Here is a 25,042-nt window from a genome sequence, read left to right as displayed (position 1 = left end):
GAGAGAGTGTTGAGCCACAGGCTCAGCGAGCGCTGACTATAACCAGCGCCCGATACAAATAGCAACGACTTAACCGAACAACCAGCGCCACAGCAACAGCAACACGATCACGGCCAATATCGGGCGGGCCACGCGGTACAGTTTGGGGTTGCGACGCTTCCATTGTTTGACCACGCCGCTGAAGCGGTCGCTGAAGGTCTTGCTCCAGGCATAGGCTTTGTTGATACCGCCTACGCGCTCGTCATCGGTGTTCTGCGGAGCAGTGGCTTTGCCCAGCTGAGCGCTGACCCAGCGGTTGATACGCGTCATCAGGGGGCTGGTGAGCGGCCGTTCGATGTCGCAAAACAGGATGACGCGGGTGATGTCGGTTTCGTTCTTGACCCAGTGCACGTAGGTCTCGTCGAACATCACGTCCTCGCCATCGCGCCAGGAATACTCCTCGCCATCAACGAAGATCCGGCAAGCATCCGAGTTAGGAGTCGACAGGCCCAGGTGATAACGCAACGAACCTGCAAACGGGTCCCGGTGCGGGTTGAGGTGGCTGCCCCCCGGCAACAGGGCAAACATCGCGCCTTTGACGTTGGGGATACTGTTCACCAGCTCAACGGTTTTAGGGCACAGCAGTTCGGCAGATGGCAGCGCTTTGTCGTACCACTTGAGGTAAAAACGCTTCCAGCCTTTTTTGAAGAACGATCCAAAACCGGCATCGTTGTTCTTTTCGGCGGCGCGGATATAGCCCTCATCGAACAGGTGCATGGCTTCTTCGCGAATCACTTGCCAGTTGTCTTTAAGAACATCCAGCTCGGGAAACTTGCTGCGGTCCAGATAGGGCCGGGACGGGACGCCGGAAAACAGATACATCAAGGCGTTATAAGGCGCAAAGAACGCGGAGTGGTTGACGAACTGGCGCAACACCGGCAAGCGCGCCTTGCCGCGCAAATGCACGTAAAGGATGCTGCCGACAAACAGCAGTATCAGCCCTGCCTTGATGGCGAAGGATAAGGTCATGCAACAACTCCTCGAAAATAGGCAACCTGCCGCGGGTCTGTCATGCAACGTGGCAGCCGGCCATGATAAACACTCCCGGCCCCGGGCAAAACCCGCCTGATCCAACATTCGGCGTTAAGGAAGACGTAATAACGAGCTAATAGTGCATAAGTCGCAGCTCTGAGTGCTTGATTTGGGTCAGTTGCATCCATCTGACGGAGGCCGGCTTGTCTGCGACGGCACCACGGTGCCTGAATCGCTGGCAAGCCAGCGCCCTCCAAAACGGGTTTACTGCTGCAGTTCCTGCTCGCTGAACATGTCGCTGAACAGGTAGCTCGACAGGTAGCGCTCACCCGAGTCGGGGAGGATCACAACGATAGTCTTGCCCTGCATTTCCGGGGTTTCGGCCAAACGTACGGCCACAGCCATTGCCGCGCCGCATGAGATCCCGCACAAGATGCCTTCTTCGTGCATCAAGCGCAGGGCCATAGCCTTGGATTCGTCATCACTGACCAGTTCGACTTTATCGAGAATCGACAAATCGAGGTTTTTCGGTACAAAACCGGCGCCGATGCCCTGGATCTTGTGGGGAGACGGTTTGATCTCTTCACCGGCCAGCGCCTGGGTGATGACCGGCGAGGTGATGGGTTCAACAGCAACCGACAAAATCGGCTTGCCCTGGGTGTGTTTGATGTAGCGAGAAATCCCGGTAATGGTGCCGCCGGTTCCCACTCCTGCCACCAGCACGTCAATACCGCCGTCGGTGTCGTTCCAGATTTCCGGCCCGGTGGTTTTTTCGTGGATCGCCGGGTTGGCCGGGTTTTCGAACTGCTGGGGCATAAAATACTGCTCAGGATCGCTGTTACAGATCTCGGCAGCCTTGTCGATGGCCCCTTTCATGCCCTTGGCCGGCTCGGTCAGGACCAGTTCGGCGCCCAGAGCCTTGAGCACCTTGCGGCGCTCGATACTCATGGAGGACGGCATAGTCAGCATCAATTTGTAACCCCGGGCCGCCGCCACAAAAGCCAGACCGATACCGGTATTGCCCGACGTCGGTTCAATGATGGTCATGCCCGGCTTGAGCACGCCACGGCTCTCGGCGTCCCAGATCATGTTGGCGCCGATCCGGCACTTCACCGAATAGCCCGGGTTACGCCCTTCAATCTTGGCCAGGATAGTCACGCCGCGGGGCGCAATGCTGTTGATTTGCACCAGAGGCGTGTTACCGATGGAGTGCGCGTTATCTACAAAAATGCGGCTCATGGCGGGGTCCTTATTCACCTTTTGGGAAGGTCCCAAGGGTAGGCCTCGTGTTCTCGGGCGTCCAGTCATGCGAACGTCTGGTGTGCGTTGCAGTCCATTTTGTACAAGTGGAGGCAATAGCATGAAAGCACGATATAGAGGGTCGCTGTTGGCGGTGGCCGTATTGGTTTTGGTGATGGTGGGCATACGCATTGCCCTGCCCGACATGGTGCGCAATTACCTGAACGATAAATTGGCCCACATGGGCGACTATCGGGGCAGTGTGCACGATGTGGACCTGGCCTTGTGGCGTGGCGCGTACCGCATCAACGGGCTGGAAATCGTCAAGGTCTCCGGCAAGGTGCCAGTACCATTTGTCAACGTGCCTGCCCTCGACCTTTCAGTCAGCTGGCACTCGCTCTGGTATGACCACGCGGTGGTGGCCGAGGCTCTGTTTGTCCGGCCGCAAATCAACTTTGTCGATGGCGGTCCCAATAAGTCAGCCTCCCAGACCGGTGAGGGAACCGACTGGCGCGAGCAATTACGCAAACTGCTGCCTATCACCCTCAACGAAGTACGAATTGAGGACGGAGAAATCACCTTTCGCAACTTTAACTCCAAGCCCCCGGTAAACCTTGGCGCCACCCGGGTAAATGCCAGCATCTATAACCTGACCAATGTGGTGGACCTCAAAGGCGAACGCGATGCACGCCTCGAAGGCAAGGCGCTATTACTGGGCCAGGCGCCGATGGAGGTGAGTGCCACGTTCGACCCGCTGAGCAACTTCGAGGATTTCGAGTTTCGTCTGCGCGCCACCAAAATCGAATTAAAGCGCTTCAACAGTTTTGCTTCGGCCTACGGCAAATTCGATTTCAACGCCGGCAATGGTGATCTGGTGATCGAGGCCCAGGCCAAGAAAGGTCAGCTCAACGGATATATCAAGCCACTGCTGCGCAATGTTGAGGTGTTCAACTGGCAACAGGATGTAGAGAACAAGGACAAAGGGATTTTTCGTTCGATCTGGGAAGCGATTGTCGGGGGGACCGAGACGGTGTTGAAGAACCAGAACAAAAACCAGTTTGCAACCCGCGTGGAACTCAAAGGCAGCATCCACCGCCAGGACATCAGTGTGTTTCAGGCCTTTGTGCAGATTCTGCGCAATGGCTTTATTCAGGCCTTTAACGCCCGTTACGAACAGCCTGCACCTGAAGCCGACTGAAGTCAGATAGTGACGGCCCGTTCATTATCTGAATGGGCGCTGAACATTCACAGCCTGCAGAAGCTCGCGTTATAGTCAGACATACTTTTTTGTTCTCCCGCCCTGCCCTTGCAGGGCCCGGGTCATGCTTTGAGGAATTGCAGATGAAGTTTGAAGGCACCCGCGCCTACGTGGCCACCGATGACCTGAAACTGGCGGTCAACGCGGCCATCACCCTGGAGCGCCCGCTGCTGGTCAAAGGTGAACCTGGCACAGGCAAGACCATGCTCGCCGAGCAACTGGCAGAATCCTTTGGCTGCAAGCTGATCACCTGGCACATCAAGTCCACCACCAAGGCCCATCAGGGCCTGTACGAATACGACGCGGTCAGCCGCCTGCGTGATTCACAACTGGGGGTCGATAAAGTCCACGATGTGCGCAATTACCTGAAGAAGGGCAAATTGTGGGAAGCCTTCGAAGCTCAAGAGCGGGTTATTTTGCTGATCGACGAAATCGACAAGGCCGACATCGAGTTCCCGAACGACCTGCTGCAAGAGCTCGACAAGATGGAGTTCTACGTTTACGAGACCGACGAAACCATCAAGGCCAAAGTGCGCCCGATCATCATCATTACCTCCAACAACGAAAAAGAACTGCCGGACGCCTTCCTGCGCCGCTGCTTTTTCCACTACATCAGCTTCCCGGATCGCACCACGCTGCAAAAAATCGTCGACGTGCACTTTCCCGACATCAAGAAAGAACTGGTCAGTGAAGCGCTAGACGTATTTTTCGACGTGCGCAAAGTGCCCGGCCTGAAGAAAAAACCCTCGACGTCCGAGCTGGTGGACTGGCTGAAGCTGCTGATGGCCGACAACATTGGCGAAGCCGTACTGCGCGAGCGCGATCCGACCAAAGCCATCCCGCCACTGGCCGGCGCCCTGGTGAAGAACGAACAGGACGTGCAATTGCTGGAGCGTCTGGCGTTCATGAGCCGTCGCGGTAATCGCTGATTTTTCCAGAAGGCGATAAGCATGCTGCTTAATCTGTTCAATGAAATGCGGGCGGCCAAGGTGCCGGTTTCAGTGCGCGAGTTGCTGGACCTGATCAACGCGCTGAAAAACCACGTGACCTTCGCCGACATGGACGAGTTTTACTATCTGGCGCGCACAATTCTGGTGAAGGACGAGCGCCATTTCGACAAGTTCGACCGCGCCTTCGGCGCCTACTTCAATGGCCTGCAAAACCTCAATGAGCACCTTGAGGCCTTGATTCCCGAAGACTGGCTGCGCAAGGAATTCGAGCGCTCACTGAGCGACGAAGACCGGGCACAGTTGCAGTCGCTGGGCGGCCTCGACAAGCTGATTGAAGCGTTCAAGCAGCGTCTTGAAGAGCAGAAGGAGCGCCATGCCGGTGGCAACAAATGGATCGGTACCGGCGGTACCAGCCCGTTCGGCTCAGGCGGCTATCACCCCGAGGGCATCCGGGTGGGCGATGCCGGCGCGCGCCAGGGCAAGGCTGCCAAGGTCTGGGAGCAGCGCGAGTACAAGAATCTCGACGATCAGGTTGAACTGGGCACGCGCAATATCAAAGTTGCACTACGCCGCCTGCGCAAGTTTGCCCGTCAGGGTGCGGCAGAAGAGCTGGATATCGATGGCACCATCGATCACACCGCCCGCGATGCCGGCCTGCTGAACATTCAGATGCGCCCGGAGCGGCGTAACAACATCAAGCTGCTGTTGCTGTTTGATATTGGCGGCTCGATGGATTCTCACGTAAAGATCTGCGAAGAGTTGTTCTCGGCCTGTAAAACCGAGTTCAAGCATCTGGAGTATTTCTACTTCCATAACTTCATCTATGAGTCGGTCTGGAAGAACAACCAGCGCCGACAGGTCGAACGTATTTCCACTCAGGATCTGCTGAACAAATACGGCGCCGATTACAAAGTGATCTTTATTGGCGACGCGGCGATGGGGCCCTATGAAATCACCCATGCCGGAGGCAGTGTCGAACACTGGAACGAAGAGCCGGGCTACAAGTGGATGCAACGTTTCATGGAGAAATACAAAAAACTAATCTGGATTAATCCGTACCCCAAAGACACGTGGAACTACACCGCTTCGACCGGAATCGTACGTGACCTTATCGAAGACCGGATGTACCCGTTGACGCTGGACGGGCTGGAAGAAGGGATGCGGTTTCTGGCGAAATAATCATGAGCCCTGCAGGTGCAGGTGCAAGAGCGAGCTTGCTCGCGGGCACTTCAATTGCGCTGAAGAACTCGTGAGCAAGTTCGCTCCTGCGGAGTGCGTTGTTATTCGGTAAACCGTTGCATAAACGCCACGTGCTGACGTTGCGCCGCATCTTGGGTGGCCGGGCGCATGTACACCACCTCCCCCGGCAAACACTGGGCCAGACGCGCCAGCGCCAGCGGGGTCAAGGCGCCCAGGCGCGGGTATCCGCCAATGGTCTGACGGTCATTGAGCAATACAATCGGCTGACCATCCGGCGGAACCTGAATCGCCCCCTGCGGGATACCTTCGGAAATCATCGGCGCCCCCTGGTAGACCAGCGCAGGGCCCAGCAGGCGGATGCCCATGCGGTCGGCGCGAGTGTCCAGGGTCCATGGGTTATTGAAGGCGTCAAAGGTGCTTTGACCACTGAAAGCACCCATTTGGGCACCCAGCACCACATCCAGCAACGGCTTGGGACTGAACTCGGGCAGGTACCGGGACGGCAGTTCACGCAACGGCTGCGCAGCCCCGCCATAACTCAGCTCATCGCCTGCCGCCAGCGCCCGGCCAAAGCCATCGGGGCCGCCGAGCTGCTCACGAACCACGGTGGAGCAACTGCCCAGCACTTGAGGGGCGATAAAGCCTGCCGGGGCGGCCAGATAGGTGCGGGCACCGTTCAGCGGCTGAGTGAAGGTCAGGGTCTGGCCTTTTTTCAGTAAGAAACTGCGCCAGGGCTTCAACCCTTGACCGTCAATCGCAGCCCCCAGATCCGCGCCGGCCAGAGCCAGCGTGCAATCGTCCTGCGCGAGAACGGATAAGCCGCCAAGGGTGATTTCGATGACTGCTGCGTCTGGCGAATTGCCCAGCAGCCAATTGGCCCAGGCCATGGACATCCAGTCTGCGGCCCCGCCCTGGGTCACACCCAGGTGCCGCACACCGAAACGACCGGCATCCTGCAGCAGGCAAAACGGATTGCTGGCCTCAATCAGTAAACGGCTCATGCCAAGGCCTCCTGGGGCGTGTCATCACCGCCTAAACGGATAAATTCGGCGTGGGAAACAGGAGCGAACTGCACCGTGTCGCCAGGCTGCATGAGGCTGTAACCATCACGTTCGCGATCAAACAATGCGCTCGGGGTACGGCCGATGAGGTTCCAACCGCCGGGCGACTGCGCGGGATAGGCCGCGGTCTGGCGCTCGGCAATCCCGACGCTGCCGGTGGCGACACGTTTGCGCGGGGTATCCAGACGCGGCGCGGCCAGGGCTTCATCGACCAGCCCCATAAAGGCAAAACCCGGGGCAAAACCCAGCGCGAACACCTGATATTGATGCTCACTGTGGCGACGAATGACTTCGCTCACCGTCCAGCCGGTGCGCTTGGCCAGCAAGGCGAGCTCCGGCCCCACACTCGGGTCGTACCACACGGGCACTACGTGAGACTGGCCCAGGCTCCGGGTTTCCGGGCGCAGATCCGTCAACGCCTGGGCGATCCGCTCGCGGGCATGGGACGGAGTCAACGCCAGCCCGTCGTAATGCACCATCAAGGTGGTGTAGGACGGCACTAGGTCGACCAGATAGCCGGCAAAGCAGGTGCGCAGACGCTCGCTGGCAGCCAGCATCCACGGCATATTGGTTTCTGCAATTTCATCGAACAGACGCAGCATCAGGCAGTCGATGGCCACCACTTCAATCCGTGGCTTCATCCCTGTGCCTGCTGACTCAGGGCCTGGCGAATGCGCTGTACGGCGGCGACCGAACCGGCGTTGTCGCCATGCACGCACAAGGTATTGGCGTGCAGATGCAAGGCACTGCCGTCACTGGCCAGCAAGGCCTGGCCTGCAGCGATGGTCAGGGCCTGTTGCACGATGACGTCGGCGTCGTGATGCACGGCCCCCGGCAGTTGCCGCGAAACCAGATGTCCGGCGCTGTCGTAGGCGCGGTCGGCAAAGGCCTCGAACCACAGGGTTACGCCAAACTCCTCACCGATGGCTTGCGCTGCGCTGTTATCGCGGGTGGCCATCAACATCAGCGGCAAGCCCGGGTCGTAAGCGGCCACGGCCTGCACCACCGCCCGCAACTGTGCAGGGTTGGCCATCATGTCGTTGTACATCGCCCCGTGGGGTTTGACGTAGCTGACCCGCGTGCCCTGGGCGCGACAGATGCCGTCCAGAGCGCCTATCTGATAGTGCAACAGGTCTTGCAGCTCTTGCGCCGAATAGGCCATGGAGCGTCGACCAAAGCCGGCGAGGTCTTGATACGCGGGGTGGGCGCCGATTTTCACGTCATGGGCCAATGCCAGACCCACGGTTTTGCGCATGATCCCCGGATCCCCTGCGTGAAAACCGCAGGCAATGTTGGCGCAATCAATAAACGGCATGACCTCGGCATCCAGGCCCATGGTCCAGCTGCCAAAACTCTCACCAATATCGCAATTCAATAACAGGCGGCTCACGGCGATGCTCCTGTGGTCTTCTTATAGTTTAGGTGTAGGGCATTTTTGGACAGCAGCATGCCGTTCGTCCAACTAATAAAAGCCGGACTCAGGGATAAGAAAAAGTTGTTTGCTTAAATTTCTTCCGGGCCAACCTGTGTGCTACAGGCGTATGTCGGGGTCAGCTATTACGCTCTCGGCGGGCAATACGTTCGCGCTGGCGCTTGCCTCCCAGAACGACCCAGTCCACGAGCCGCAAGAAACCTTCGATGATGAAGGAAAACAGCAGTGCACCCGCCATTGCCCAGCCAATGGCCGTCGGCGAGAGCAGTATCTGATAGGTGTAAGTGTCGATGGTTTCCTGACGAATTGCCGGGTCGGCTGCGTAGGCGACTTGCAGGGCGCGCATGTACCACGGGCCCTGCATGGCCTGGAACTGATCGTCGAGCAGGCGCTGGCGGTTGAGCAACGTGCTCAGGCTGCTGGCATCGCTGCGAAATACCGGGTCGTCACTGGCCTGATAATGCGCAACCAGCGCTTGCAGATCGCCTTTGAAAAACTGGTTGGCGGTGTTTTGAAAACCCGCCAGCCCGGTCTGCGCCTCGATCAGGTGAGCTTCGACGCGGTTGGCGTAATCATTGATAAAGCCCGGCACTTGCACGCCGATCAACAAGCCCAACGTAAACAGCACCAACCGCAAATAGCTCAAAAACATGCAGGCGCATCCTTATTCGGTTGTGCCCTGGCTGACGCATTCGCCGCGTCGCCACAAGCTCCATTGGCCCGGCTCGTAACGCGTCCAGGTTTCGTTTTCAGTCAGCGGTTCCGTGGCGATCACCGTCACCACATCGTTGGGCGTGGTTTCTGACTGAAAGTCCACGATCACGTCGACATCCTTCAGGCGTGCCGGTCCAAACGGGGCCCGGCGCGTGATCTGCGCCAGCTTGGTCGAGCAGTAGCAGAACAGCCAGTCACCATCGCTGAGCAGGCAGTTGAACACCCCTTTGCTGCGAAATTCGGCGCACGCGGCGACCAACACAGGCAGGATCGTTTCCACGTCAACCGGCTCGGGGAAGGCCTGGCGAACCCGGTTAAGCACATCACAAAATGCGGCTTCGCTGTCAGTGTCGCCAACGGGACGGTAAAAGCTGGTACTCGGGGAGAAGTCAGCCAACTGGCCGTTGTGCGCGAAGCACCAGTTGCGCCCCCACAGCTCACGGACGAACGGATGGGTATTGGACAGGCAGACCTTGCCGACGTTGGCCTGGCGGATATGGCCAATCACCACTTCGCTTTTGATTGGATAACGCTGCACCAGCAAGGCGACTTCGGAGTCGCAACTGGCAGCCGGGTCCTGAAACAGACGCAGGCCACGGCCTTCATAGAAGGCAATGCCCCAGCCATCGCGATGCGGTCCGGTACGCCCGCCCCGCTGCATCAGGCCGGTGAAGCTGAACACAATATCGGTCGGGACGTTGGCGCTCATGCCCAATAATTCACACACGCTCGCACTCTCGCATTCAAGCTCAACGGAAAAGGATTACAGCCGTGGTTCAACCCGCGACGGGCCCGCAGCACGCGGCGCTGCCGGGCGCACATAGCGATCATCGCCAGCCGGGCCGAAAGGCTGGTCGTCTTCAGGATCTTTGTGGCGCGCTTGTTCGTTTGCGGCGGCTTGCGCATTGCGAGCCTTGCGCGAACGTTCGATGGGCCAGCGAATCAGCACAAAAACCGCATACAGGCAGAGCGCGAAGATGGCGTACATCAACAGGTCCGAGACGGCACGCCAGGCGTTATTGCCTACTTTGAACGCGAGGTCCAGGGCAGTGATGGCCACTGCAGGGGCAAATTTTTCTTTCACCGGGTCAATAATGGTCGGGCTCAACAGCAGCACTGCCATCAGTACGCGCAAAGGTTCACGCAACCAGCGCCACATAAAGCGGGTCAGGCGCCACCATACGAGCAGGCAGCCCAAAGCGGCAAAGGCGTAAAGGCCCCAGGCGATCAGATAGTCGTTCTCGGTCATGGTATCCATGGTCGGCAGGCAATGAGGCGCTATGATAACGGCTTTTAGGCAATGCGGCTGCACCGCCGTCAGCGTCACTTCTTTTCCTGCAGGTTTCAGAGAACACTCAATGACTGAATCAGCCTACGCAAACAGCGCCCCTATCGCACATAAGATCCAGGGTCCAGACCCCTATTCGTGGTTACAAAATCGCGATAGCAAAGAGGTTTTGGACTACCTGAAAGCTGAAAACAGCTATCAGGAAGCGCAATTGGCCGATCAGGCGCAACTGCGTGAGACGTTGTTTCAAGAGATCAAGGGCCGAATTCGCGAGACTGATCTGTCGCTCCCCTCCCCCTGGGGTCCGTATCTGTATTACACACGCACCATCGCCGGCGACGAGTACGCGCGCCACTACCGCTGCCCGCGTCCGATCGACGGCAGCCAGCAGATCGACGAAAGCGCCGAGCAGTTGTTGCTGGACCCGAACGCCCTCGCCGACGGCGGCTTTATTTCCCTGGGCGCTTTCAGTATCAGCCCCGACCATCAACGTCTGGCCTACAGCCTGGACACCAGCGGCGAAGAAACCTACCAGCTGTTCATCAAGGAGTTAAGCAGCGGCGCCGTGACCGAGCTGCCGTTTGCCGATTGCGATGGCAGCATGACCTGGGCCAATGACAGCCAGACCCTGTTTTTCGCAGAGCTGGACGAGACCCATCGCCCGCACAAGCTGTGGCGCCACACCTTGGGCGAAACCGCTGCGCACGAAGTGTTTCATGAGCCGGACGGGCGATTTTTCCTGCATTGCTATCGCTCAAGCTCCGAACGCCAGCTGATCCTGCTGCTTAACAGCAAAACCACCAGCGAAAGCTGGGTACTGGATGCCGATCACCCGCAACAGGCTTTCAACTGCCTGGCGCCGCGGGTTGAGGGGCACGACTACAGCGTTGACCATGGTCTTTACGAAGAGCAATGGGCCTGGTTTATCCGTACCAATCAGGACGGCATCAACTTTGCTCTCTATTACGCGCTGGGCGATGTGCCGACGCGTAATGAGTGGCAACTGCTGATCGCGCATAACCCTGGCGTGATGCTGGAAGGCTTGAGCCTCAATGCCCACGCCCTGTGCCTGAGCCTGCGCGAAGGCGGACTGCCAATCATCGAAGTTCGCCCACGGGGTTTGCCGGCTTATCGCGTGCAATTGCCGGATGCGGCCTACAGCCTGTATGTGCAAGACAGTCTGGAGTTTGACAGCCAGCATGTCCGCCTGCGCTATGAGTCACTCAATCGCCCTGCGCAAGTGCGCCAGCTCACCCTGGCCACGGGCGAACAAAGCGTTCTCAAGGAAACTCCGGTACTGGGGCCGTTCAATGCCGATGACTATGTAAGCCAGCGCTTGTGGGCCACGGCACCGGACGGCACTCAAGTGCCGATCAGCCTGGTGGTCAAACGTAATGCGCTGGGCAAACCTGTGCCGCTTTATCTATATGGCTATGGCGCCTATGGCGAAAGTCTCGACCCATGGTTTTCCCATGCCCGCCTGAGTCTGCTCGAGCGCGGGGTTGCCTTTGCCATTGCCCACGTACGCGGCGGCGGCGAACTGGGCGAAGCCTGGTATCGGGCCGGCAAACAGGAAAACAAGCACAACACTTTCAGCGACTTTATCGCCTGTGCCGAGCACTTGATCGACAAGGGCCTGACCCGCTCGGACCAGCTGGTTATCAGCGGCGGCAGCGCTGGCGGCCTGTTGATTGGCGCAGTGCTCAATCAGCGACCGGATCTGTTCAAGGCAGCCATTGCCGAAGTACCGTTTGTCGACGTGCTCAACACCATGCTCGACCCCGAACTGCCGCTGACGGTGACCGAGTACGACGAATGGGGTAATCCGCAAGAACCCGAGGTGTATGCACGCATCAAAGCCTATGCGCCGTATGAAAACGTCACGGCACAGGCATACCCGGCGATGCTGGTGATTGCCGGCTACAACGACAGCCGCGTGCAGTACTGGGAAGCCGCCAAATGGGTGGCCAAACTGCGCGCCACCAAAACCGACGACAATCTGCTGCTGCTCAAGACCGAACTGGAGGCTGGCCATGGCGGCATGAGCGGGCGCTATCAAGGCCTGCGCGACGTAGCACTGGAGTATGCGTTTGTGTTCAAGGTGCTGGGGATCTAAAAGAGCCCATGGGGGCTGGTTTGCCAGCTCCCACAAAAATAGGGTGATCAGTCTGCCGGGGGTTTGGATTTCGGGTCTTTAGGCTCAAGCCCCGGTAGCGGCTGATCCTTGGGCGGCGGCTGCGGCAGGTCGATAGGCGGCAGCGCAATCAGGCTGCCACTGCCGCTGACGGGCTTGGGCACGGCGCGTGGAGTGATCTGAGGATACGGGGTTGGCGTAGCGGTACCCGGTGAACCCGGTGCAGGCGTCACAGGTGCGCTCGGGACGATGGTCGTTTCAGCTGCATGGGCCGCACTTATCGAGAGCGCGCTCCACACAATGACCGTTAGAATAGTGCGTTTCATCAATCACTCCGTTGCCAGACCGGCTTGTCTGCCCTCAGGCTACTCGTAACCAGTTGTTTTTGTCCCCTTCTATGAGATTTCCATGAAACGTTTTGTTCTGCTCGACACCACCCCGATCCCTGAAAACGGCGGTGCCTTGTGCCTGTTCGAGTACGGCGAAGACTTCGTGATCAAAATTCAGGGCGGTGACGGCGGCCAGTTGATGAACACCCGCATGCACGGCTCCGAAGATGCACTGGCCGAAATCCCTTGCCGCAAAGTCGCCGGGCGCCCGCAATCGCGGGTCTTGATCGGTGGCCTGGGCATGGGCTTCACCCTGGCTTCGGCCCTCAAGCATTTGGGCAAGACCGCCGAAGTGGTAGTGGCCGAGCTGGTGCCTGGGGTCGTGGAATGGAACCGCGGCCCTCTGGGTGAGAAATCGGGCAACCCTTTGCAGGACCCTCGCACCGTCATCCGTATGGAAGACGTAGCCAAGGTGCTGCAAGCCGAGCCCAACGGCTTTGATGCGATCATGCTCGACGTCGACAACGGCCCCGAAGGCCTGACCCAAAAAGCCAACAGCTGGCTGTACTCGGCAGGTGGATTGAGTGCCTGCGCCAAGGCCCTTCGACCAAAAGGCGTACTGGCAGTCTGGTCGGCCAGCGCTGACAAACAGTTTTCGGACAAGTTGCGCAAAGCCGGTTTCAAAGCCGAAGAAGTCCAGGTATTCGCCCACGGCAACAAGGGCACCCGGCATACCATTTGGATTGCTGAAAAAATCAAAGGCTGATCCACAGCTAAACTTCACGACATAACCGTCATTCGTCCTAAAAGGTGAACCCATGAGTTCGGCCAACCCACCGTCCCACACTGCCAAGCTGGACCGCATCCTGGCCGATGCCCAGCGTGACCGCGAGATGGGCTATCGCGACAAAGCCCTGAAAATGTATCCCCACGTGTGTGGCCGCTGCGCCCGTGAATTCGCCGGCAAGCGCCTGAGCGAACTGACCGTCCACCACCGTGACCACAACCACGACAACAATCCGCAAGACGGCTCCAACTGGGAGCTGCTATGCCTGTACTGCCACGATAACGAGCACTCGCGTTATACCGACCAGCAGTACTTCTCGGAAAGCTCCACCAGCAGCCCGAAGATCGCCAAGGCAACCCATAACCCGTTTGCCGCGCTGGCCGGGTTGATGAAGAAAGACGAGTAGTACATGGGTGGAGCTGGCTTGCCAGCGATGGCTTCGACCCGGAATGACAGTCAAAACCGGGGCGATTGCATCGCTGGCAAGCCAGCTCCCACAAGAGGCCACGGCACAACCCGATCGACAGGCAATGCCGGTATACTCGCGTCTTTTTTCTGAAGGGCAACGGCACGTGGCAAACAAACGGTACAGCTGCATTGGTTTGTATAACCCCAAATCACCGGAAAACGTCGGCTCGGTGATGCGTGCGGCTGGTTGCTATAGCGTGGCGTCGGTGTTCTATACCGGAAAGCGCTATGAACGCGCGCGTGACTTCATCACCGATACCAAGAAAGTCCATCAGGACATTCCTCTGATCGGTATCGACGACCTGAAAAAAATCATCCCGCTGGGCTGCATTCCCGTCGCTGTCGAGATGGTCGAGGGCGCCCGCTCTTTGCCTGAGTACACACACCCGGATCGGGCGATCTATATCTTTGGCCCGGAAGACGGCTCGCTCGGTAAAGACGTGCTGGAGTGGTGCGAAGATGTGATTTACATCCCGACCAATGGCTGCATGAACCTCGCAGCCACGGTCAATGTGGTGCTTTACGATCGTTTGGCCAAGGGCAATAACACACGCTCCGGGCCAAAGTTCGGTTAAGCCTTGCTCTTGCTTTGCTGGCTGGCACTCCAGTCAACCAGCAGGCTGTAGGCAATAGCGAGCAATGTCGGGCCGATAAACAGGCCGATAAAACCAAATGCGATCAACCCGCCAAACACACCAAGCAAAACAATCACCAGTGGCAGGTTGCCACCCCGGCTGATCAGGTAAGGCTTGAGCACGTTATCGACACCGCTGATGACCAGCGTGCCCCAGATACCCAGGAAGATCGCCATCCCGTAGTCACCCTTCCAGGCCAGCCAGGCGGTGGCTGGAATCCAGATTAGCGGCGGTCCCATCGGGATAAGACTGAGCAGGAAGGTTGCCAGGCCCAATACCAGTGCACCCGGCACCCCGGCAATCAAAAACCCTATCAAGGCCAGCAGCGCCTGAGCAGCCGCGGTGCCTATCACGCCGTTCACTACCCGCTGAACAGTCCCCGCCACCAACTCCTGATAGTAATCGGCGCGATCGCCAATCAATCGCTCCAGCAGACGGTGCACAAAGCTCGCCAGCCGCGGGCCGTCACGGTAGAAAAAGAACACAAATACAATACTCAGCGTCAGCTCCAGAATGCCGCCGCCAATTTGCGCGCTTCGGGCCAGAAGCCAGTTCCCCACCTGCCCCAGATACGGTTTTACCGCCAGCAGCATGGCGGCGCCCTGCTCATCAATGGTGTTCCAGATACCCACCAAACGCTCACCGACCAGCGGAATACCGGCTAACCAGGCCGGGGCCTCGGGCAAGCCTTCGAGCTGAACATCCTTGATCAGGGCCGTCGCGTCACGCACGTGGTCTGCCAGGTTGAACCCCAACCACACCAGCGGTACCGCTACCAGCAACATCCAGCCCAGGGTCAGGATCCCCGCGGCCAGCGATTCACGGCCCTTGAGTGCCCGTGTCAGCAGGCGCATCAGGGGCCAGCTGGCAAACGCCAGCACTGCCCCCCAGAACAGGGCCGACCAAAAAGGGGCCATCACCCACAGACTGGCACCGAACAACACCAGAAGCAGAATCTGCACTAGCAGGCGATCGTTATTGAGCATGTGTGTTCCGCAGAAGATTCAGGGTTGGATGAGGGACGACGACTACCAGGAGTGTAGTCGCCGCTTGCACATATTTAACGCAGCAACTCGATATGCAGGCCTTGAGTCTGGCTGTCGCCAAGCTCAATCCGGGCCGCCCGCACCCCGTTCTTGATCAGGGCATCGCGCCAGGCTTGCGCCTGATTGCCGGTCAGGCTGACTCTGGAGGTGGTGTCGAGATTCAGCGCCCGGGAGATCAACGTGAGCCACGGTGCATCGGGTTCTGCGGTGAGTTTGGGGAAGTCCAGCGTGCCCGTGCTTTTGAGCTGACGCTGCAAGGTGGCCGAAGTGGGCAGCAACTCGCCCAGATCGGCGATCGACTCAAGTTGCTCGACATGCAGGTAGGCTTTGCGCGACCCGCGATTAATGCTGTAAAGCGCGACGAGCTGGTTCTGCTCGGGAGCCGCACGGCGCAGCAACAGATAGGATTGTTGCTCATCGGAGCCTACCAGCTTGGAATTGCCAAAAACCTCATTGGCCCACAGGCTGCTTTCCCCACAGTCACGGGCCTGACACCAGAACAGTAACTCGGCGCCCTTGGCCTGCAAGGCTTCACGGGCGGCCGTGAATGCTTCATTGGCAGTATGTTCAGCCGGCAGTTCATAGGTGATGGCGGTTGTCTGCCCACGGGCATTGACCTGACCTTCGAAGCGAAGACGGCCACTGATTTTTCGGATAGAACCCAGCGGGTAGATGCGCTCGATGTCAGGTTGCACGGTGTAATCAACAATTTGCGCGTCTGCCAGCCTTGGCACATCTTGCAGATCGTGACTGCCGGGCACATCTCCAGCCCACAGGAGCGGGCTCAGGCAGCCAAGGCCCACAGCCAGGAAAAAACGATTGGCCAGCTTCATCGGCGTGGTTCGCACAGACGCAAGGCGTGGCTCAGCATCCTCGCGATAGAGACCGGATGGCCTTTCGGGGTCGCAGCGGTGTAGATATCCATCATGGTTGTCTCCCGTTTCATCCCGCCAAGCCTCGGCAGTTGGCCGCCGCAAGTCAAGGAACGGCGAAGAACCGATTGAAACAGTCTGCAACAAGGGTTGCCCCCGCCTCGTCATTCAGGTGCAAATGATGGCCACCCGGTAACCGTTCCAGGTTGAAGGGTAGTTGATCCAGCAACTCGGAATGACTGGCAAGCATGCCCTGCTCTGCCACCACCAGGGTCGCCGGACAATTCACCCGCTGGACGAAGGACATGGCTTGCTCGTCGGTCAGACGCAATGGCGACGGTAACGTCAGGCGACTGTCGCTACGCCAGCTATAACCACCGGGTACGGGCATCAGACCGCGCTGGGCGAGTAACTCTGCAGCCTCTCGACTCACCGCCACCAGGCCCTTCATCCGCGCATTGATGGCCCGTTCAAGTGTCGGATGCACCGACTTGCGCTTGTGCTCCAGATCAAGCTGCGCTTGCAGGGCTTGCCCCATGTGCTCAGCCGTATCCTCTACCGGGCCGCTGCGCGGCATGATCCCGTCAATCAGCGCCAGGTGCGTAACACGCCCGGGACATGAACCGGCGATCATCACCGAAACGATCGCCCCCAGCGAGTGCCCCAACAGAGCGAAACGCTCCCAGCCCAGCTGCTCGGCCACCCGCAGCACATCAAAGGCGTAATCCGCCAGCGCATACCCTGCCCCGCGCGGACGATGATCTGAATGGCCATGCCCGGCAAAGTCCAGCGCGGCAATGCGCAAGCCCTTCAGTTTTGGCGCCAGCCGGGCAAAGCTGTTGGCATTGTCCAGCCAGCCATGCAGGGCAATCACGGGCAGCCCGTGTTCCGGGCCAGACATGTGCGCTGCCAGTTCAATATGCGGCAGGCTCAGACGAACTTCTTCAACCACAGGACTCATGGGGCATGCTCTTCAAAGGCAGGAGGGTAAGGGTTGTTACGGCTGCGTCGCGGGGCTCTATGAAACGGCAACAGCCCCGGACTCCCAGCGGGCAAAAATCTGTCTGAGCAAGAGGGCGGTGTCTTGCGGCTGCTCCAGCGGAAACATATGCCCGCCCGGCACGCTCAGCGACTCACCGTTGGGCATACGCGCCACGGCCCTGGCATGGTGGCTCATGACTACACGACTGTCGCGCCCCCGCACGACAGTCAGCGGTACTTGCAATTGAAAGGCCCGCCCGGGACTGGTGTCAGGCACGCCGCGATAGATATTGATCTCGGTCGCCGGGTCGAAGCTCAGGCGCAGGCGATCGTCGACAGCCTGCAAGCCGTGCTGCAGATACGCTTCGAAACAGTCAGGGTCAAAACTGCGAAACAGCGACTTGCCGGAAAAGTAAGCACGGGCAGCCTCGCGATCGTCGAACTCTTCACGCCTCCCCAATGTACGGCCTGCCGGAGTCAGGCGGTCAATCAGGCCAAAACGCTTGGCAGCGCGAATCACCCACCGGTCGGTGAGCGTCAGCATCGGCGAATCAAGCATGACCACGCCTTTGTACAAGTGCGGACAACGGATTGCCGCCTGTAGGTGCAACATCCCGCCCAATGAATGGCCAACGCCCAGCACCGGTCCGGATTGCTGCTGCAGGTGGAAGATCAGCTCATCTACCAGGTTGTGCCAGTTGTTATCCACCGGAAAACGCGGGTCATGGCCGTGCTGCGCCAGGCACGCCACATTGAAGTCCGGGGTGAGCGCATCAAACAACTTGCCATAGGTAGCCGAAGGGAAGCCGTTGGCATGGGCGAAAAAGATCTGCCGAGACATACAAGGCGTCCATAAGTGAAGAGTGCGTCTTATTGTCAGCAGGAAAAATACTCATATCAATGACCGTATGCGCCATGAGTGACGCCACTACGGCCATTGTCCGGGCACCTGATCAGCGTGCAGGCGGCGACTCACCCAAGGGGACAACGGCGATGGTCAGGCGGGAAATACAGCTGGACTTGCCGCTGTCGTCCGTCAGGCGGATATCCCACACATGGGTGGTACGGCCCATATGAACCGGGCGAGCCACGGCAGTGACCCGGCCGCTGCGTACGGCGCGCAAGTGGTTGGCGTTGACCTCAAGACCGACGCAATAAAACTTTGTAGTGTCGACACACAGGAAACTGGCCATTGAGCCCAGAGTCTCGGCCAGCACCACCGAGGCGCCGCCATGCAACAAGCCGAAGGGTTGATGGGTACGATGATCCACCACCATGCTCGCCGTGATCGACTCGTCGTCGAAAGCGTCGAACGTAATATCCAGCACGTCGCAAATGGTGTTTTTGCGCAGGGCGTTGAGCTTTTCCAGGTCCGGCGTGGTGGTCCACGAGATCATGGTTCATTCCTTGGGTCAGAGAGCATTGGTGGCCGGTTTGCAGTAGCCCAGCCCCATGCAGATTTTTGTTTTGTACTCAGGGATGCCACACATTGCACAACGTCATGCTGCCCGCCAGCGGCCACTCGCCTTCGAGCTCCGCCAGGCTGGCCGTCTGCATTGGCTGCGGCTGGCGCATGTGGCCATGCAGCAGCAAGCTGATCAGATCACCCACAAAAGGTTGATGGGTGACCAGCAGCACATTGCCGCCATCGGGAAGTTGGCTCAGGGCATGCCTGGGGTCGCTTTCGGGTGTCAGCCACGGCACGGTGACGAGTTCGGGGGTAAAACCTAGAACCTTGCGCACTGACTCAGCGGTTTGCTGAGCCCGGACGTACGGGCTTACCAAAATGCTGTCCAGGGGCTGGCCGATCAACCGGGCAGCGCTGTGCAGCACCTGTTCACGACCGTGGGCAGTCAGCTCGCGCTCGGCATCACGTCTTGCGTGGGGCTGGGCTTCGCCATGGCGCAAGATCCAGACTTTCATGGTTTGGTCTCTGCGCCGTTAGTCGGTGCCACATAAGCTGCTTCGCCTTCTGGCGGGCGAGGCGCTGGCCAATCGGCGAACGGCCAGGGCTTTTGCTCCGTGTGAAAGGTGCCAAAGCGTCCGATTTGAGCGAGATAAAGGCTAAGGCTATCGCCAAAATTCATCAGCCCGCTATTGGGTGCACCGTAGATCAGACGGTAGATCAGTTGCACCAACACCAATGCGCCAAGTACAAATTGCGCGACTTGCCAGACCAGAAAGAAAACCAGCATCCAGAGCACGCGCAAAACAATGGATTCGTACTGGGGTGAAGTTTTTCTATCGCTCATGTGCTGCTCCTGTCTTGCTCAGTTGAAACCGCTGGTGGAGATAAAGTCGACATCGGTTTTGGGCTCTGCGCGCATCAGCAACTCAATCACCTGATTGAGGGTGCGGCCTTCAAACAGAATGGCATGCAAGCCTGCAACCAACGGCATGTAAACATTCAACTCTTGCGCCTTGACCTTGAGCACCTTGAGCGTATTCACGCCTTCGGCTACTTCGCCCAGACGGGTGACGGCCTCTTCCAGGCTCAAGCCTTGCCCAAGGGCATAACCGACCTGATAGTTACGGCTTTTGGGCGATGAGCAGGTGACGATCAAATCGCCTACGCCAGCCAATCCGAGAAAGGTCATGGGATTGGCGCCCTGGCTAACTGCAAAACGGGTCATTTCTGCCAGCGCACGTGTAATCAGCATGCTCTTGGTGTTTTCGCCCATACCCAGCGCCACAGCCATGCCGGCAATGATGGCGTATACGTTTTTCAACGCCCCGCCCAACTCCACACCAAACCGGTCGGCACTGGCGTAGACCCGAAATGTGCGCCCGTGCAAAGCAGCCTGTACGCGAGTGCAAAGTTCTTCGTCGGCACTGGCGACCACCGTCGCGGTCAATGCATGCTCGGCGACCTCACGGGCCAGATTGGGGCCGGACAACACGCCTATCCGGGCCTGGGGAGCGATTTCCTCAAGAATCTCACTCATCAACTTGAAGCTGTGGGCTTCAATGCCTTTGGTCAGGCTGACCAGCATTTTACCGCTCAGTCGTTCGGCATGCTCTGCGAGCACATTGCGCAGGGCGCTGGAAGGCAATGCCACAAAACACAGTTCACAGCCGTCGAGCGTTGCCTGCAAATCAGTGACCGGCTCCACCAGGGGGTGAATCTTGATGCCTTTAAGGTAGCGCGGGTTCTCTCGATTGAGGCGTATCGCCTCGGCCTGTTCGGGGTCGCGCATCCACTGGCGCACACGATGACCGTTTTCTGCCAGCAAGTTGGCCACGGCAGTGCCAAAACTTCCGCCTCCCAAGACCGCAATAGCGTGCTGTTCAGTCATATGCAATCCCGTCATCTATATAGCAGTGGCAATGCCGGCATTATACGGAGCACATGCTTCAAGGCGAGACCTTGAACGATTGATTGCATGGAAATAGCTGGCTGCGACTGGAAAAGCGGAACAGCTCAGTTACCATGCCGCCTGATACGCATACTCAAAGGCGCCATTAGCTGCGCACAAGAATGGCGACCTGAGTCAGGAGTGGCAGCACAGATGGGCTATACCTCAAGTATCAAGGGCATGACTGATGGAGCACCGCCCCCATGAGCGTTCGCAGCCGCTGGAACATACGGACCCGCACGCAGATGATGAGTCTGGGGCCGGCATTGCTGCTGACGTTGCTGTTAATCAGCTTTTTTACATTTATTCGCATCCAGGACTTGCGCCAGGAGCTGAATCACACCGGCCAATTGATTGCCAACCAATTGGCACCCGCTTCCGAATACGGAATTTTATCCGGCAACACCGAAGTGCTGGACACCCTGATAAAAACCTCACTCAACACGCCACATGTGCAATTTGTACAAGTGCAGGATTCTGCTAACAAGATGTTGTTTCATGCCGGGCAACCGCTTACCGGCACGGACCGGGAATCACATGCCGAGGTATTCCAGGCACCGGTTCGCATGCCGGGAAACAGCTCCGGTAATTACCTGGCGACGAGTAACCGCCAGGCAACACTGCCGGCACAAAGCGATACCGGCCGGGTAGTGGTCGGTATGTCCAATGAGGCCTTCAACAAGCGCCAGCAAGAAATCCTGCTCAAGGCATTGATTCTGGCGCTCTTTGCACTGGGCTTTACGTACCTGCTGGCCCGCCGTCTGGCGACCAACTTGTCCAAACCCATCATCGATATGAGCAATGCAGTCAAAGCCATTCAGCAAGGCGATTACAAAATGCCTTTGCCAGTGGTCGACGATAGCGAACTGGGCAGCCTGGCCCGCCATATCAACAACTTGGCCGACGGCCTTGAAAAGGCCAGTCGCGAACAGGAAACAACCATCGCGCAATTGATTCAGACCCGTGAAGAGGCGGAACAGGCCAATCGCGCAAAAACTGATTTCCTGGCGATGATGAGCCATGAGCTACGCACCCCGATGAATGGCGTACTGGGGATGCTGCAGTTGCTGGAAACCACTGAGATGACTGAGGAGCAGACCGAGTATGCAGCTCTGGCTTCAGAATCTACCGAACACTTGCTGAAGGTGATCAACGACATCCTCGACTTCTCGAGAATTGAACGCTCGATACTTGAACTCGAACACATCCCCTTCAATCTGGCCGACCTGGTGAGTAACTGCGCTCAAGCTTTCCAGCACAGTGCCGGGCAACGCGGGTTGAGCTTGCAGCTGACAATTCCGGCGGGCCTGCAGGACCTGCACGTGCTCGGAGATCCGACCCGCATACGGCAGATTCTGGTCAATTTGATCGGCAATGCCCTGAAGTTTACCGAGCAGGGACAAATCAGCATCGAGCCGCTTTGGCAGCCCCTGGACCATGAACTGATCTGGTTCACCTGCACGGTAAGCGACAGCGGTATCGGGATCAGCACCGATAAACTGGACTCGATGTTCAATGCCTTCCAGCAAGCCGACAGCTCTATTTCACGTCGTTATGGCGGCACCGGGCTGGGCCTGCCCATTGCCCGGACGCTGGCCGAGCGCATGGGCGGCACGCTGCATGCCAAAAGCGAGGAAACCCGGGGCTCGGTGTTTACACTGCAGATCCCTCTGGAGCTGCACCAGCTCACGGCAAACAAACAGAGACCCGAGTCGGCGACTGAGCCAATGCCTGCCAAGGGCCGTAAAGTCCTGCTGGTAGAAGATAACCGGGTCAATCAGACGGTGATTGAGGCGGTTTTGAGGAACCTGGGGTATGAGGTCAGCGCAGTCAGTGACGGTGCACAGGCAATTCACCACGCCAATACTGAGAACTACGCGGCTATTTTGATGGACTGTCGACTGCCAATCATTGATGGCTATGAAGCTACCCGGCAAATCCGCAAGCTGCCAGGGTGCGCCACAGTGCCCATCATTGCCCTGACAGCCAACGCCCTGCAGGGTGATCGGGAAAACTGCCTGCAAGCCGGAATGAACGATTACCTCGCCAAACCGTTCAAACGGGCTGACCTGGAACAAATTCTGCAGCGCTGGGTGCAGTAACCTGCAACCAGAGCCGGTGCAGATTTAGTGGGGCCACATTGCCTGACGGCTCGTCTGGAGCGACCAAAGCGCTCGGCTCACGCCTTGTCCTGCAGTTAGCAGGACAACATAGTGGTCCTGCGAAACGTAAACAGGCCTTGTAGAACCACCTGCGACTGGCGTTAAACGCAAAAGTGCGGCAGTCTTAGGCACCCGAATGGGCCCCTGAACCGGCCTGATTTAAATTTTCAGTGCACAAGTGTACATTCTTGCCCTTTGTGCTGTGACTTTCACTACAACGCAATAGTCTATGTGTAGGCTGGCGAACTGGAACTCGAACGTTTCGGTTGGTCGGGAAGATTTGCCCCACCCTGCCGCATGGGATTATTGAGGAGCTCGCATGACCAAACAAAACGCCTTTACTCGGGAAGATTTGCTGCGCTGTAGCCGCGGCGAGCTATTCGGCCCAGGTAACGCGCAACTGCCCGCCCCTAATATGCTGATGGTGGATCGCATCACGCATATCACTGAAGAGGGTGGCAAGTACGGCAAAGGTGAATTGGTCGCCGAGCTGGATATCAATCCGGACCTGTGGTTCTTTGCCTGTCACTTTGAAGGCGACCCGGTGATGCCGGGCTGCCTGGGCCTTGATGCCATGTGGCAGCTGGTCGGCTTTTTCCTGGGCTGGCAAGGTTTGCCCGGCCGCGGCCGCGCCCTGGGTTCGGGCGAAGTTAAATTCTTCGGCCAGGTCTTGCCGACCGCCAAGAAGATTACTTACAACATTCAGATCAAACGTGTCCTGCGCGGCAAGCTGAACCTGGCCATTGCCGATGGTTCCGTCAGCGTTGACGGTCGCGAGATTTACACCGCCGAAGGCCTTCGGGTCGGCGTTTTTACTTCCACTGAAAACTTCTAAGGGTTATCCGCATGCGCCGCGTCGTTATCACTGGTCTGGGCATTGTTTCGTGCTTGGGCAATGACAAAGAGACCGTCTCCGCTAACCTGCGTGCAAGTCGCCCTGGCATCCGATTCAACCCGGAATATGCCGAAATGGGTCTGCGTAGCCAGGTTTCCGGCTCCATCGACCTGCCTCTTGAAGAGCTGATCGATCGCAAGATCTATCGCTTCGTCGGCCACGCAGCGGCTTACGCCTACCTGGCCATGAAAGATGCCATTACCGATTCAGGCCTGACCGAGGAGCAAGTCTCCAACCCGCGTACCGGCCTGATTGCCGGCTCCGGCGGCGCGTCGACCTTGAACCAGATGGAAGCGCTGGACATCCTGCGCGAAAAAGGCGTCAAGCGTGTTGGCCCGTACCGTGTTACGCGGACCATGGGCAGCACCGTTTCCGCCTGTCTGGCCACCCCGTTCAAGATCAAGGGCGTGAACTACTCGATCTCTTCTGCCTGCGCGACCAGCGCCCACTGCATCGGTACCGCAGTAGAGCAAATCCAGCTGGGCAAGCAGGACATCGTATTCGCCGGCGGCGGTGAAGAAGAACATTGGAGCCAGTCGTTCCTGTTCGACGCCATGGGCGCCCTGTCCACTCAATACAACGACACGCCCGAGAAAGCGTCCCGTGCCTATGACAAAAATCGTGACGGTTTTGTTATTGCAGGTGGCGGCGGCATGGTCGTGGTTGAAGAGCTGGAACACGCCCTGGCCCGCGGCGCCAAGATCTACGCCGAAATCGTCGGCTACGGCGCGACTTCCGACGGCTACGACATGGTTGCTCCAAGCGGCGAAGGCGCCATCCGCTGCATGCAGATGGCAATGTCTACCGTTGACGGCCCGATCGATTACCTCAATACCCATGGCACCTCTACTCCGGTAGGCGACGCCAAGGAAATGGAAGGTGTTCGCGCGGTGTTCGGTGACAAGGCGCCAGCCATCAGCTCCACCAAAAGCCTGTCGGGTCACTCTCTGGGCGCCGCAGGCGTTCACGAAGCGATCTACTGCTTGCTGATGATGGAAGGCAACTTCATTGCCGGTTCTGCCAACATCGAAGAACTGGACCCGGTAGTTGCCGACATGCCGATCCTGACCCAGACCCGCGAGAACGTCACGCTGAACAATGTGATGAGCAACAGCTTCGGTTTCGGTGGCACAAACGCCACTCTGGTTCTGAAGCGCTGGACAGGCAAATAAGCCTTCCGCTCGCGAGATAAAAATGCCCCGACTGGTTCGGGGCATTTTTTTG

26 protein-coding genes and 2 pseudogenes are annotated in these 25,042 nt (G+C 58.3%); 11 read left to right on the top strand and 17 right to left on the bottom strand.

The features are described from left to right. Nucleotides 1-69: 69 nt before the first annotated feature. Complete coding sequence (locus ACP7BO_RS22955) at nucleotides 70-1,008, bottom strand: aspartyl/asparaginyl beta-hydroxylase domain-containing protein (protein ID WP_003441646.1); 939 nt, start codon at nucleotides 1,006-1,008, stop codon at nucleotides 70-72. Nucleotides 1,009-1,275: 267 nt separating this feature from the next. After that, complete coding sequence (cysK, locus tag ACP7BO_RS22950) at nucleotides 1,276-2,250, bottom strand: cysteine synthase A (protein WP_060694035.1); 975 nt, start codon at nucleotides 2,248-2,250, stop codon at nucleotides 1,276-1,278. Between the two features lie 121 nt (nucleotides 2,251-2,371). Here cysK and ACP7BO_RS22945 point away from each other — a divergent pair, with 121 nt between their 5' ends. From ACP7BO_RS22945 to ACP7BO_RS22935, 3 genes are all read left to right on the top strand, one after another. Further along, a complete protein-coding gene (locus ACP7BO_RS22945) occupies nucleotides 2,372-3,448 on the top strand; it encodes a DUF748 domain-containing protein (RefSeq protein ID WP_426212864.1) in 1,077 nt (358 codons plus the stop codon). A gap of 143 nt (nucleotides 3,449-3,591) precedes the next feature. After that, nucleotides 3,592-4,437 (top strand): AAA family ATPase, encoded by an 846-nt coding sequence (locus ACP7BO_RS22940; RefSeq protein WP_060694038.1) that lies wholly within the window; start codon nucleotides 3,592-3,594, stop codon nucleotides 4,435-4,437. Between the two features lie 21 nt (nucleotides 4,438-4,458). Next, on the top strand, nucleotides 4,459-5,637 hold the full coding sequence (locus tag ACP7BO_RS22935) for a vWA domain-containing protein (RefSeq protein WP_060694040.1): 1,179 nt from the start codon (nucleotides 4,459-4,461) through the stop codon (nucleotides 5,635-5,637). Between the two features lie 101 nt (nucleotides 5,638-5,738). On the opposite strand, the gene ACP7BO_RS22930 is transcribed toward ACP7BO_RS22935, so the two are convergent. From ACP7BO_RS22930 to ACP7BO_RS22905, 6 genes are all read right to left on the bottom strand, one after another. Then, a complete protein-coding gene (locus ACP7BO_RS22930; RefSeq protein WP_426212863.1) occupies nucleotides 5,739-6,659 on the bottom strand; it encodes a biotin-dependent carboxyltransferase family protein in 921 nt (306 codons plus the stop codon). Continuing rightward, the gene (gene pxpB / locus ACP7BO_RS22925) at nucleotides 6,656-7,360 is read right to left on the bottom strand and encodes a 5-oxoprolinase subunit PxpB (protein WP_426212862.1); all 705 of its coding nucleotides are present in this window, start codon (nucleotides 7,358-7,360) and stop codon (nucleotides 6,656-6,658) included. The genes ACP7BO_RS22930 and pxpB overlap by 4 nt, the downstream gene beginning before the upstream one ends. Continuing rightward, entirely contained in the window at nucleotides 7,357-8,109 is a 753-nt protein-coding gene (locus ACP7BO_RS22920) for a 5-oxoprolinase subunit PxpA (RefSeq protein WP_426212861.1), read from the bottom strand. Before ACP7BO_RS22920 ends, pxpB begins: the two co-directional genes overlap by 4 nt. A 160-nt stretch (nucleotides 8,110-8,269) precedes the next feature. Beyond that, entirely contained in the window at nucleotides 8,270-8,803 is a 534-nt protein-coding gene (locus tag ACP7BO_RS22915) for a DUF2937 family protein (RefSeq protein ID WP_060694049.1), read from the bottom strand. A gap of 12 nt (nucleotides 8,804-8,815) precedes the next feature. Further along, complete coding sequence (locus ACP7BO_RS22910; RefSeq protein WP_073509285.1) at nucleotides 8,816-9,592, bottom strand: class II glutamine amidotransferase; 777 nt, start codon at nucleotides 9,590-9,592, stop codon at nucleotides 8,816-8,818. A gap of 36 nt (nucleotides 9,593-9,628) precedes the next feature. Then, nucleotides 9,629-10,123, bottom strand: coding sequence for a hypothetical protein (locus ACP7BO_RS22905; protein ID WP_060696951.1), 495 nt, complete (start codon nucleotides 10,121-10,123; stop codon nucleotides 9,629-9,631). Nucleotides 10,124-10,223: 100 nt separating this feature from the next. Here ACP7BO_RS22905 and ACP7BO_RS22900 point away from each other — a divergent pair, with 100 nt between their 5' ends. Beyond that, nucleotides 10,224-12,269 (top strand): S9 family peptidase, encoded by a 2,046-nt coding sequence (locus ACP7BO_RS22900; RefSeq protein ID WP_426212860.1) that lies wholly within the window; start codon nucleotides 10,224-10,226, stop codon nucleotides 12,267-12,269. Between the two features lie 47 nt (nucleotides 12,270-12,316). On the opposite strand, the gene ACP7BO_RS22895 is transcribed toward ACP7BO_RS22900, so the two are convergent. Beyond that, nucleotides 12,317-12,613 (bottom strand): hypothetical protein, encoded by a 297-nt coding sequence (locus ACP7BO_RS22895; RefSeq protein ID WP_397454387.1) that lies wholly within the window; start codon nucleotides 12,611-12,613, stop codon nucleotides 12,317-12,319. An 82-nt stretch (nucleotides 12,614-12,695) separates the two neighbouring features. On the opposite strand from ACP7BO_RS22895, the gene ACP7BO_RS22890 reads away from it, so the two are divergent. From ACP7BO_RS22890 to ACP7BO_RS22880, 3 genes are all read left to right on the top strand, one after another. Beyond that, complete coding sequence (locus ACP7BO_RS22890) at nucleotides 12,696-13,382, top strand: spermidine synthase (RefSeq protein ID WP_010656469.1); 687 nt, start codon at nucleotides 12,696-12,698, stop codon at nucleotides 13,380-13,382. Nucleotides 13,383-13,434: 52 nt separating this feature from the next. After that, complete coding sequence (locus ACP7BO_RS22885; RefSeq protein ID WP_003441620.1) at nucleotides 13,435-13,809, top strand: YajD family HNH nuclease; 375 nt, start codon at nucleotides 13,435-13,437, stop codon at nucleotides 13,807-13,809. Between the two features lie 166 nt (nucleotides 13,810-13,975). After that, entirely contained in the window at nucleotides 13,976-14,446 is a 471-nt protein-coding gene (locus ACP7BO_RS22880) for an RNA methyltransferase (protein WP_060696952.1), read from the top strand. On the opposite strand, the gene ACP7BO_RS22875 is transcribed toward ACP7BO_RS22880, so the two are convergent. The 8 genes from ACP7BO_RS22875 to ACP7BO_RS22840 all read right to left on the bottom strand — a co-directional run bounded on the left by ACP7BO_RS22875 (nucleotide 14,443) and on the right by ACP7BO_RS22840 (nucleotide 20,701). Continuing rightward, nucleotides 14,443-15,492 (bottom strand): AI-2E family transporter, encoded by a 1,050-nt coding sequence (locus ACP7BO_RS22875; RefSeq protein WP_060694055.1) that lies wholly within the window; start codon nucleotides 15,490-15,492, stop codon nucleotides 14,443-14,445. The genes ACP7BO_RS22880 and ACP7BO_RS22875 overlap by 4 nt on opposite strands. A gap of 74 nt (nucleotides 15,493-15,566) precedes the next feature. After that, nucleotides 15,567-16,385, bottom strand: a complete 819-nt coding sequence (locus tag ACP7BO_RS22870; RefSeq protein ID WP_397454388.1) for a DUF4892 domain-containing protein — start codon at nucleotides 16,383-16,385, stop codon at nucleotides 15,567-15,569. A 145-nt stretch (nucleotides 16,386-16,530) separates the two neighbouring features. Then, nucleotides 16,531-17,385 (bottom strand): alpha/beta hydrolase, encoded by an 855-nt coding sequence (locus ACP7BO_RS22865; protein ID WP_426212859.1) that lies wholly within the window; start codon nucleotides 17,383-17,385, stop codon nucleotides 16,531-16,533. Nucleotides 17,386-17,442: 57 nt separating this feature from the next. Continuing rightward, nucleotides 17,443-18,246 carry an alpha/beta fold hydrolase gene (locus tag ACP7BO_RS22860; RefSeq protein WP_426212858.1) on the bottom strand — a complete coding sequence of 268 codons (804 nt, stop codon included), beginning with the start codon at nucleotides 18,244-18,246 and terminating at the stop codon, nucleotides 17,443-17,445. 112 nt (nucleotides 18,247-18,358) lie between these two features. After that, entirely contained in the window at nucleotides 18,359-18,802 is a 444-nt protein-coding gene (locus ACP7BO_RS22855) for a hotdog fold thioesterase (protein ID WP_426212857.1), read from the bottom strand. A 76-nt stretch (nucleotides 18,803-18,878) separates the two neighbouring features. Further along, nucleotides 18,879-19,328 (bottom strand): phosphohistidine phosphatase SixA, encoded by a 450-nt coding sequence (sixA, locus tag ACP7BO_RS22850; protein WP_397454391.1) that lies wholly within the window; start codon nucleotides 19,326-19,328, stop codon nucleotides 18,879-18,881. Then, nucleotides 19,325-19,657 carry a DUF4389 domain-containing protein gene (locus ACP7BO_RS22845; protein WP_426212856.1) on the bottom strand — a complete coding sequence of 111 codons (333 nt, stop codon included), beginning with the start codon at nucleotides 19,655-19,657 and terminating at the stop codon, nucleotides 19,325-19,327. Before ACP7BO_RS22845 ends, sixA begins: the two co-directional genes overlap by 4 nt. An 18-nt stretch (nucleotides 19,658-19,675) precedes the next feature. Continuing rightward, nucleotides 19,676-20,701, bottom strand: coding sequence for an NAD(P)H-dependent glycerol-3-phosphate dehydrogenase (locus ACP7BO_RS22840; protein WP_060694069.1), 1,026 nt, complete (start codon nucleotides 20,699-20,701; stop codon nucleotides 19,676-19,678). A 263-nt stretch (nucleotides 20,702-20,964) separates the two neighbouring features. Between ACP7BO_RS22840 and ACP7BO_RS22835 the strand changes: the two are divergent. The 4 genes and pseudogenes from ACP7BO_RS22835 to fabB all read left to right on the top strand — a co-directional run. Further along, nucleotides 20,965-21,328, top strand: a pseudogene (locus ACP7BO_RS22835) (hybrid sensor histidine kinase/response regulator); the annotation flags it as partial. Between the two features lie 71 nt (nucleotides 21,329-21,399). Further along, nucleotides 21,400-22,863 (top strand): annotated as a pseudogene (locus tag ACP7BO_RS22830) (response regulator); the annotation flags it as partial. 379 nt (nucleotides 22,864-23,242) lie between these two features. Next, the gene (gene fabA, locus ACP7BO_RS22825; protein ID WP_060694072.1) at nucleotides 23,243-23,758 is read left to right on the top strand and encodes a 3-hydroxyacyl-[acyl-carrier-protein] dehydratase FabA; all 516 of its coding nucleotides are present in this window, start codon (nucleotides 23,243-23,245) and stop codon (nucleotides 23,756-23,758) included. Nucleotides 23,759-23,769: 11 nt separating this feature from the next. Next, a complete protein-coding gene (fabB, locus tag ACP7BO_RS22820) occupies nucleotides 23,770-24,990 on the top strand; it encodes a beta-ketoacyl-ACP synthase I (RefSeq protein WP_060694074.1) in 1,221 nt (406 codons plus the stop codon). Nucleotides 24,991-25,042: the final 52 nt, after the last annotated feature.

The sequence above is a fragment of the Pseudomonas sp. TWR2-1-1 genome, assembly GCF_049897045.1.
Taxonomy (GTDB): domain Bacteria; phylum Pseudomonadota; class Gammaproteobacteria; order Pseudomonadales; family Pseudomonadaceae; genus Aquipseudomonas; species Aquipseudomonas versuta.
Note: the sequence above shows the minus strand (reverse complement) of the source record. Positions and strands in the feature narration are given on the sequence as shown.

Excerpts from the sequence above, each read along its gene's own strand:
- ACP7BO_RS22955 (WP_003441646.1), bottom strand. The coding sequence starts at position 1,008 with ATGACCTTATCCTTCGCCATCAAGGCAGGGCTGATACTGCTGTTTGTC.
- cysK (WP_060694035.1), bottom strand. The coding sequence starts at position 2,250 with ATGAGCCGCATTTTTGTAGATAACGCGCACTCCATCGGTAACACGCCT.
- ACP7BO_RS22945 (WP_426212864.1), top strand. The coding sequence starts at position 2,372 with ATGAAAGCACGATATAGAGGGTCGCTGTTGGCGGTGGCCGTATTGGTT.
- ACP7BO_RS22940 (WP_060694038.1), top strand. The coding sequence starts at position 3,592 with ATGAAGTTTGAAGGCACCCGCGCCTACGTGGCCACCGATGACCTGAAA.
- ACP7BO_RS22935 (WP_060694040.1), top strand. The coding sequence starts at position 4,459 with ATGCTGCTTAATCTGTTCAATGAAATGCGGGCGGCCAAGGTGCCGGTT.
- ACP7BO_RS22930 (WP_426212863.1), bottom strand. The coding sequence starts at position 6,659 with ATGAGCCGTTTACTGATTGAGGCCAGCAATCCGTTTTGCCTGCTGCAG.
- pxpB (WP_426212862.1), bottom strand. The coding sequence starts at position 7,360 with ATGAAGCCACGGATTGAAGTGGTGGCCATCGACTGCCTGATGCTGCGT.
- ACP7BO_RS22915 (WP_060694049.1), bottom strand. The coding sequence starts at position 8,803 with ATGTTTTTGAGCTATTTGCGGTTGGTGCTGTTTACGTTGGGCTTGTTG.
- ACP7BO_RS22905 (WP_060696951.1), bottom strand. The coding sequence starts at position 10,123 with ATGGATACCATGACCGAGAACGACTATCTGATCGCCTGGGGCCTTTAC.
- ACP7BO_RS22900 (WP_426212860.1), top strand. The coding sequence starts at position 10,224 with ATGACTGAATCAGCCTACGCAAACAGCGCCCCTATCGCACATAAGATC.
- ACP7BO_RS22895 (WP_397454387.1), bottom strand. The coding sequence starts at position 12,613 with ATGAAACGCACTATTCTAACGGTCATTGTGTGGAGCGCGCTCTCGATA.
- ACP7BO_RS22890 (WP_010656469.1), top strand. The coding sequence starts at position 12,696 with ATGAAACGTTTTGTTCTGCTCGACACCACCCCGATCCCTGAAAACGGC.
- ACP7BO_RS22885 (WP_003441620.1), top strand. The coding sequence starts at position 13,435 with ATGAGTTCGGCCAACCCACCGTCCCACACTGCCAAGCTGGACCGCATC.
- ACP7BO_RS22875 (WP_060694055.1), bottom strand. The coding sequence starts at position 15,492 with ATGCTCAATAACGATCGCCTGCTAGTGCAGATTCTGCTTCTGGTGTTG.
- ACP7BO_RS22870 (WP_397454388.1), bottom strand. The coding sequence starts at position 16,385 with ATGAAGCTGGCCAATCGTTTTTTCCTGGCTGTGGGCCTTGGCTGCCTG.
- ACP7BO_RS22865 (WP_426212859.1), bottom strand. The coding sequence starts at position 17,385 with ATGAGTCCTGTGGTTGAAGAAGTTCGTCTGAGCCTGCCGCATATTGAA.
- ACP7BO_RS22860 (WP_426212858.1), bottom strand. The coding sequence starts at position 18,246 with ATGTCTCGGCAGATCTTTTTCGCCCATGCCAACGGCTTCCCTTCGGCT.
- ACP7BO_RS22855 (WP_426212857.1), bottom strand. The coding sequence starts at position 18,802 with ATGATCTCGTGGACCACCACGCCGGACCTGGAAAAGCTCAACGCCCTG.
- sixA (WP_397454391.1), bottom strand. The coding sequence starts at position 19,328 with ATGAAAGTCTGGATCTTGCGCCATGGCGAAGCCCAGCCCCACGCAAGA.
- ACP7BO_RS22845 (WP_426212856.1), bottom strand. The coding sequence starts at position 19,657 with ATGAGCGATAGAAAAACTTCACCCCAGTACGAATCCATTGTTTTGCGC.
- ACP7BO_RS22840 (WP_060694069.1), bottom strand. The coding sequence starts at position 20,701 with ATGACTGAACAGCACGCTATTGCGGTCTTGGGAGGCGGAAGTTTTGGC.
- fabA (WP_060694072.1), top strand. The coding sequence starts at position 23,243 with ATGACCAAACAAAACGCCTTTACTCGGGAAGATTTGCTGCGCTGTAGC.
- fabB (WP_060694074.1), top strand. The coding sequence starts at position 23,770 with ATGCGCCGCGTCGTTATCACTGGTCTGGGCATTGTTTCGTGCTTGGGC.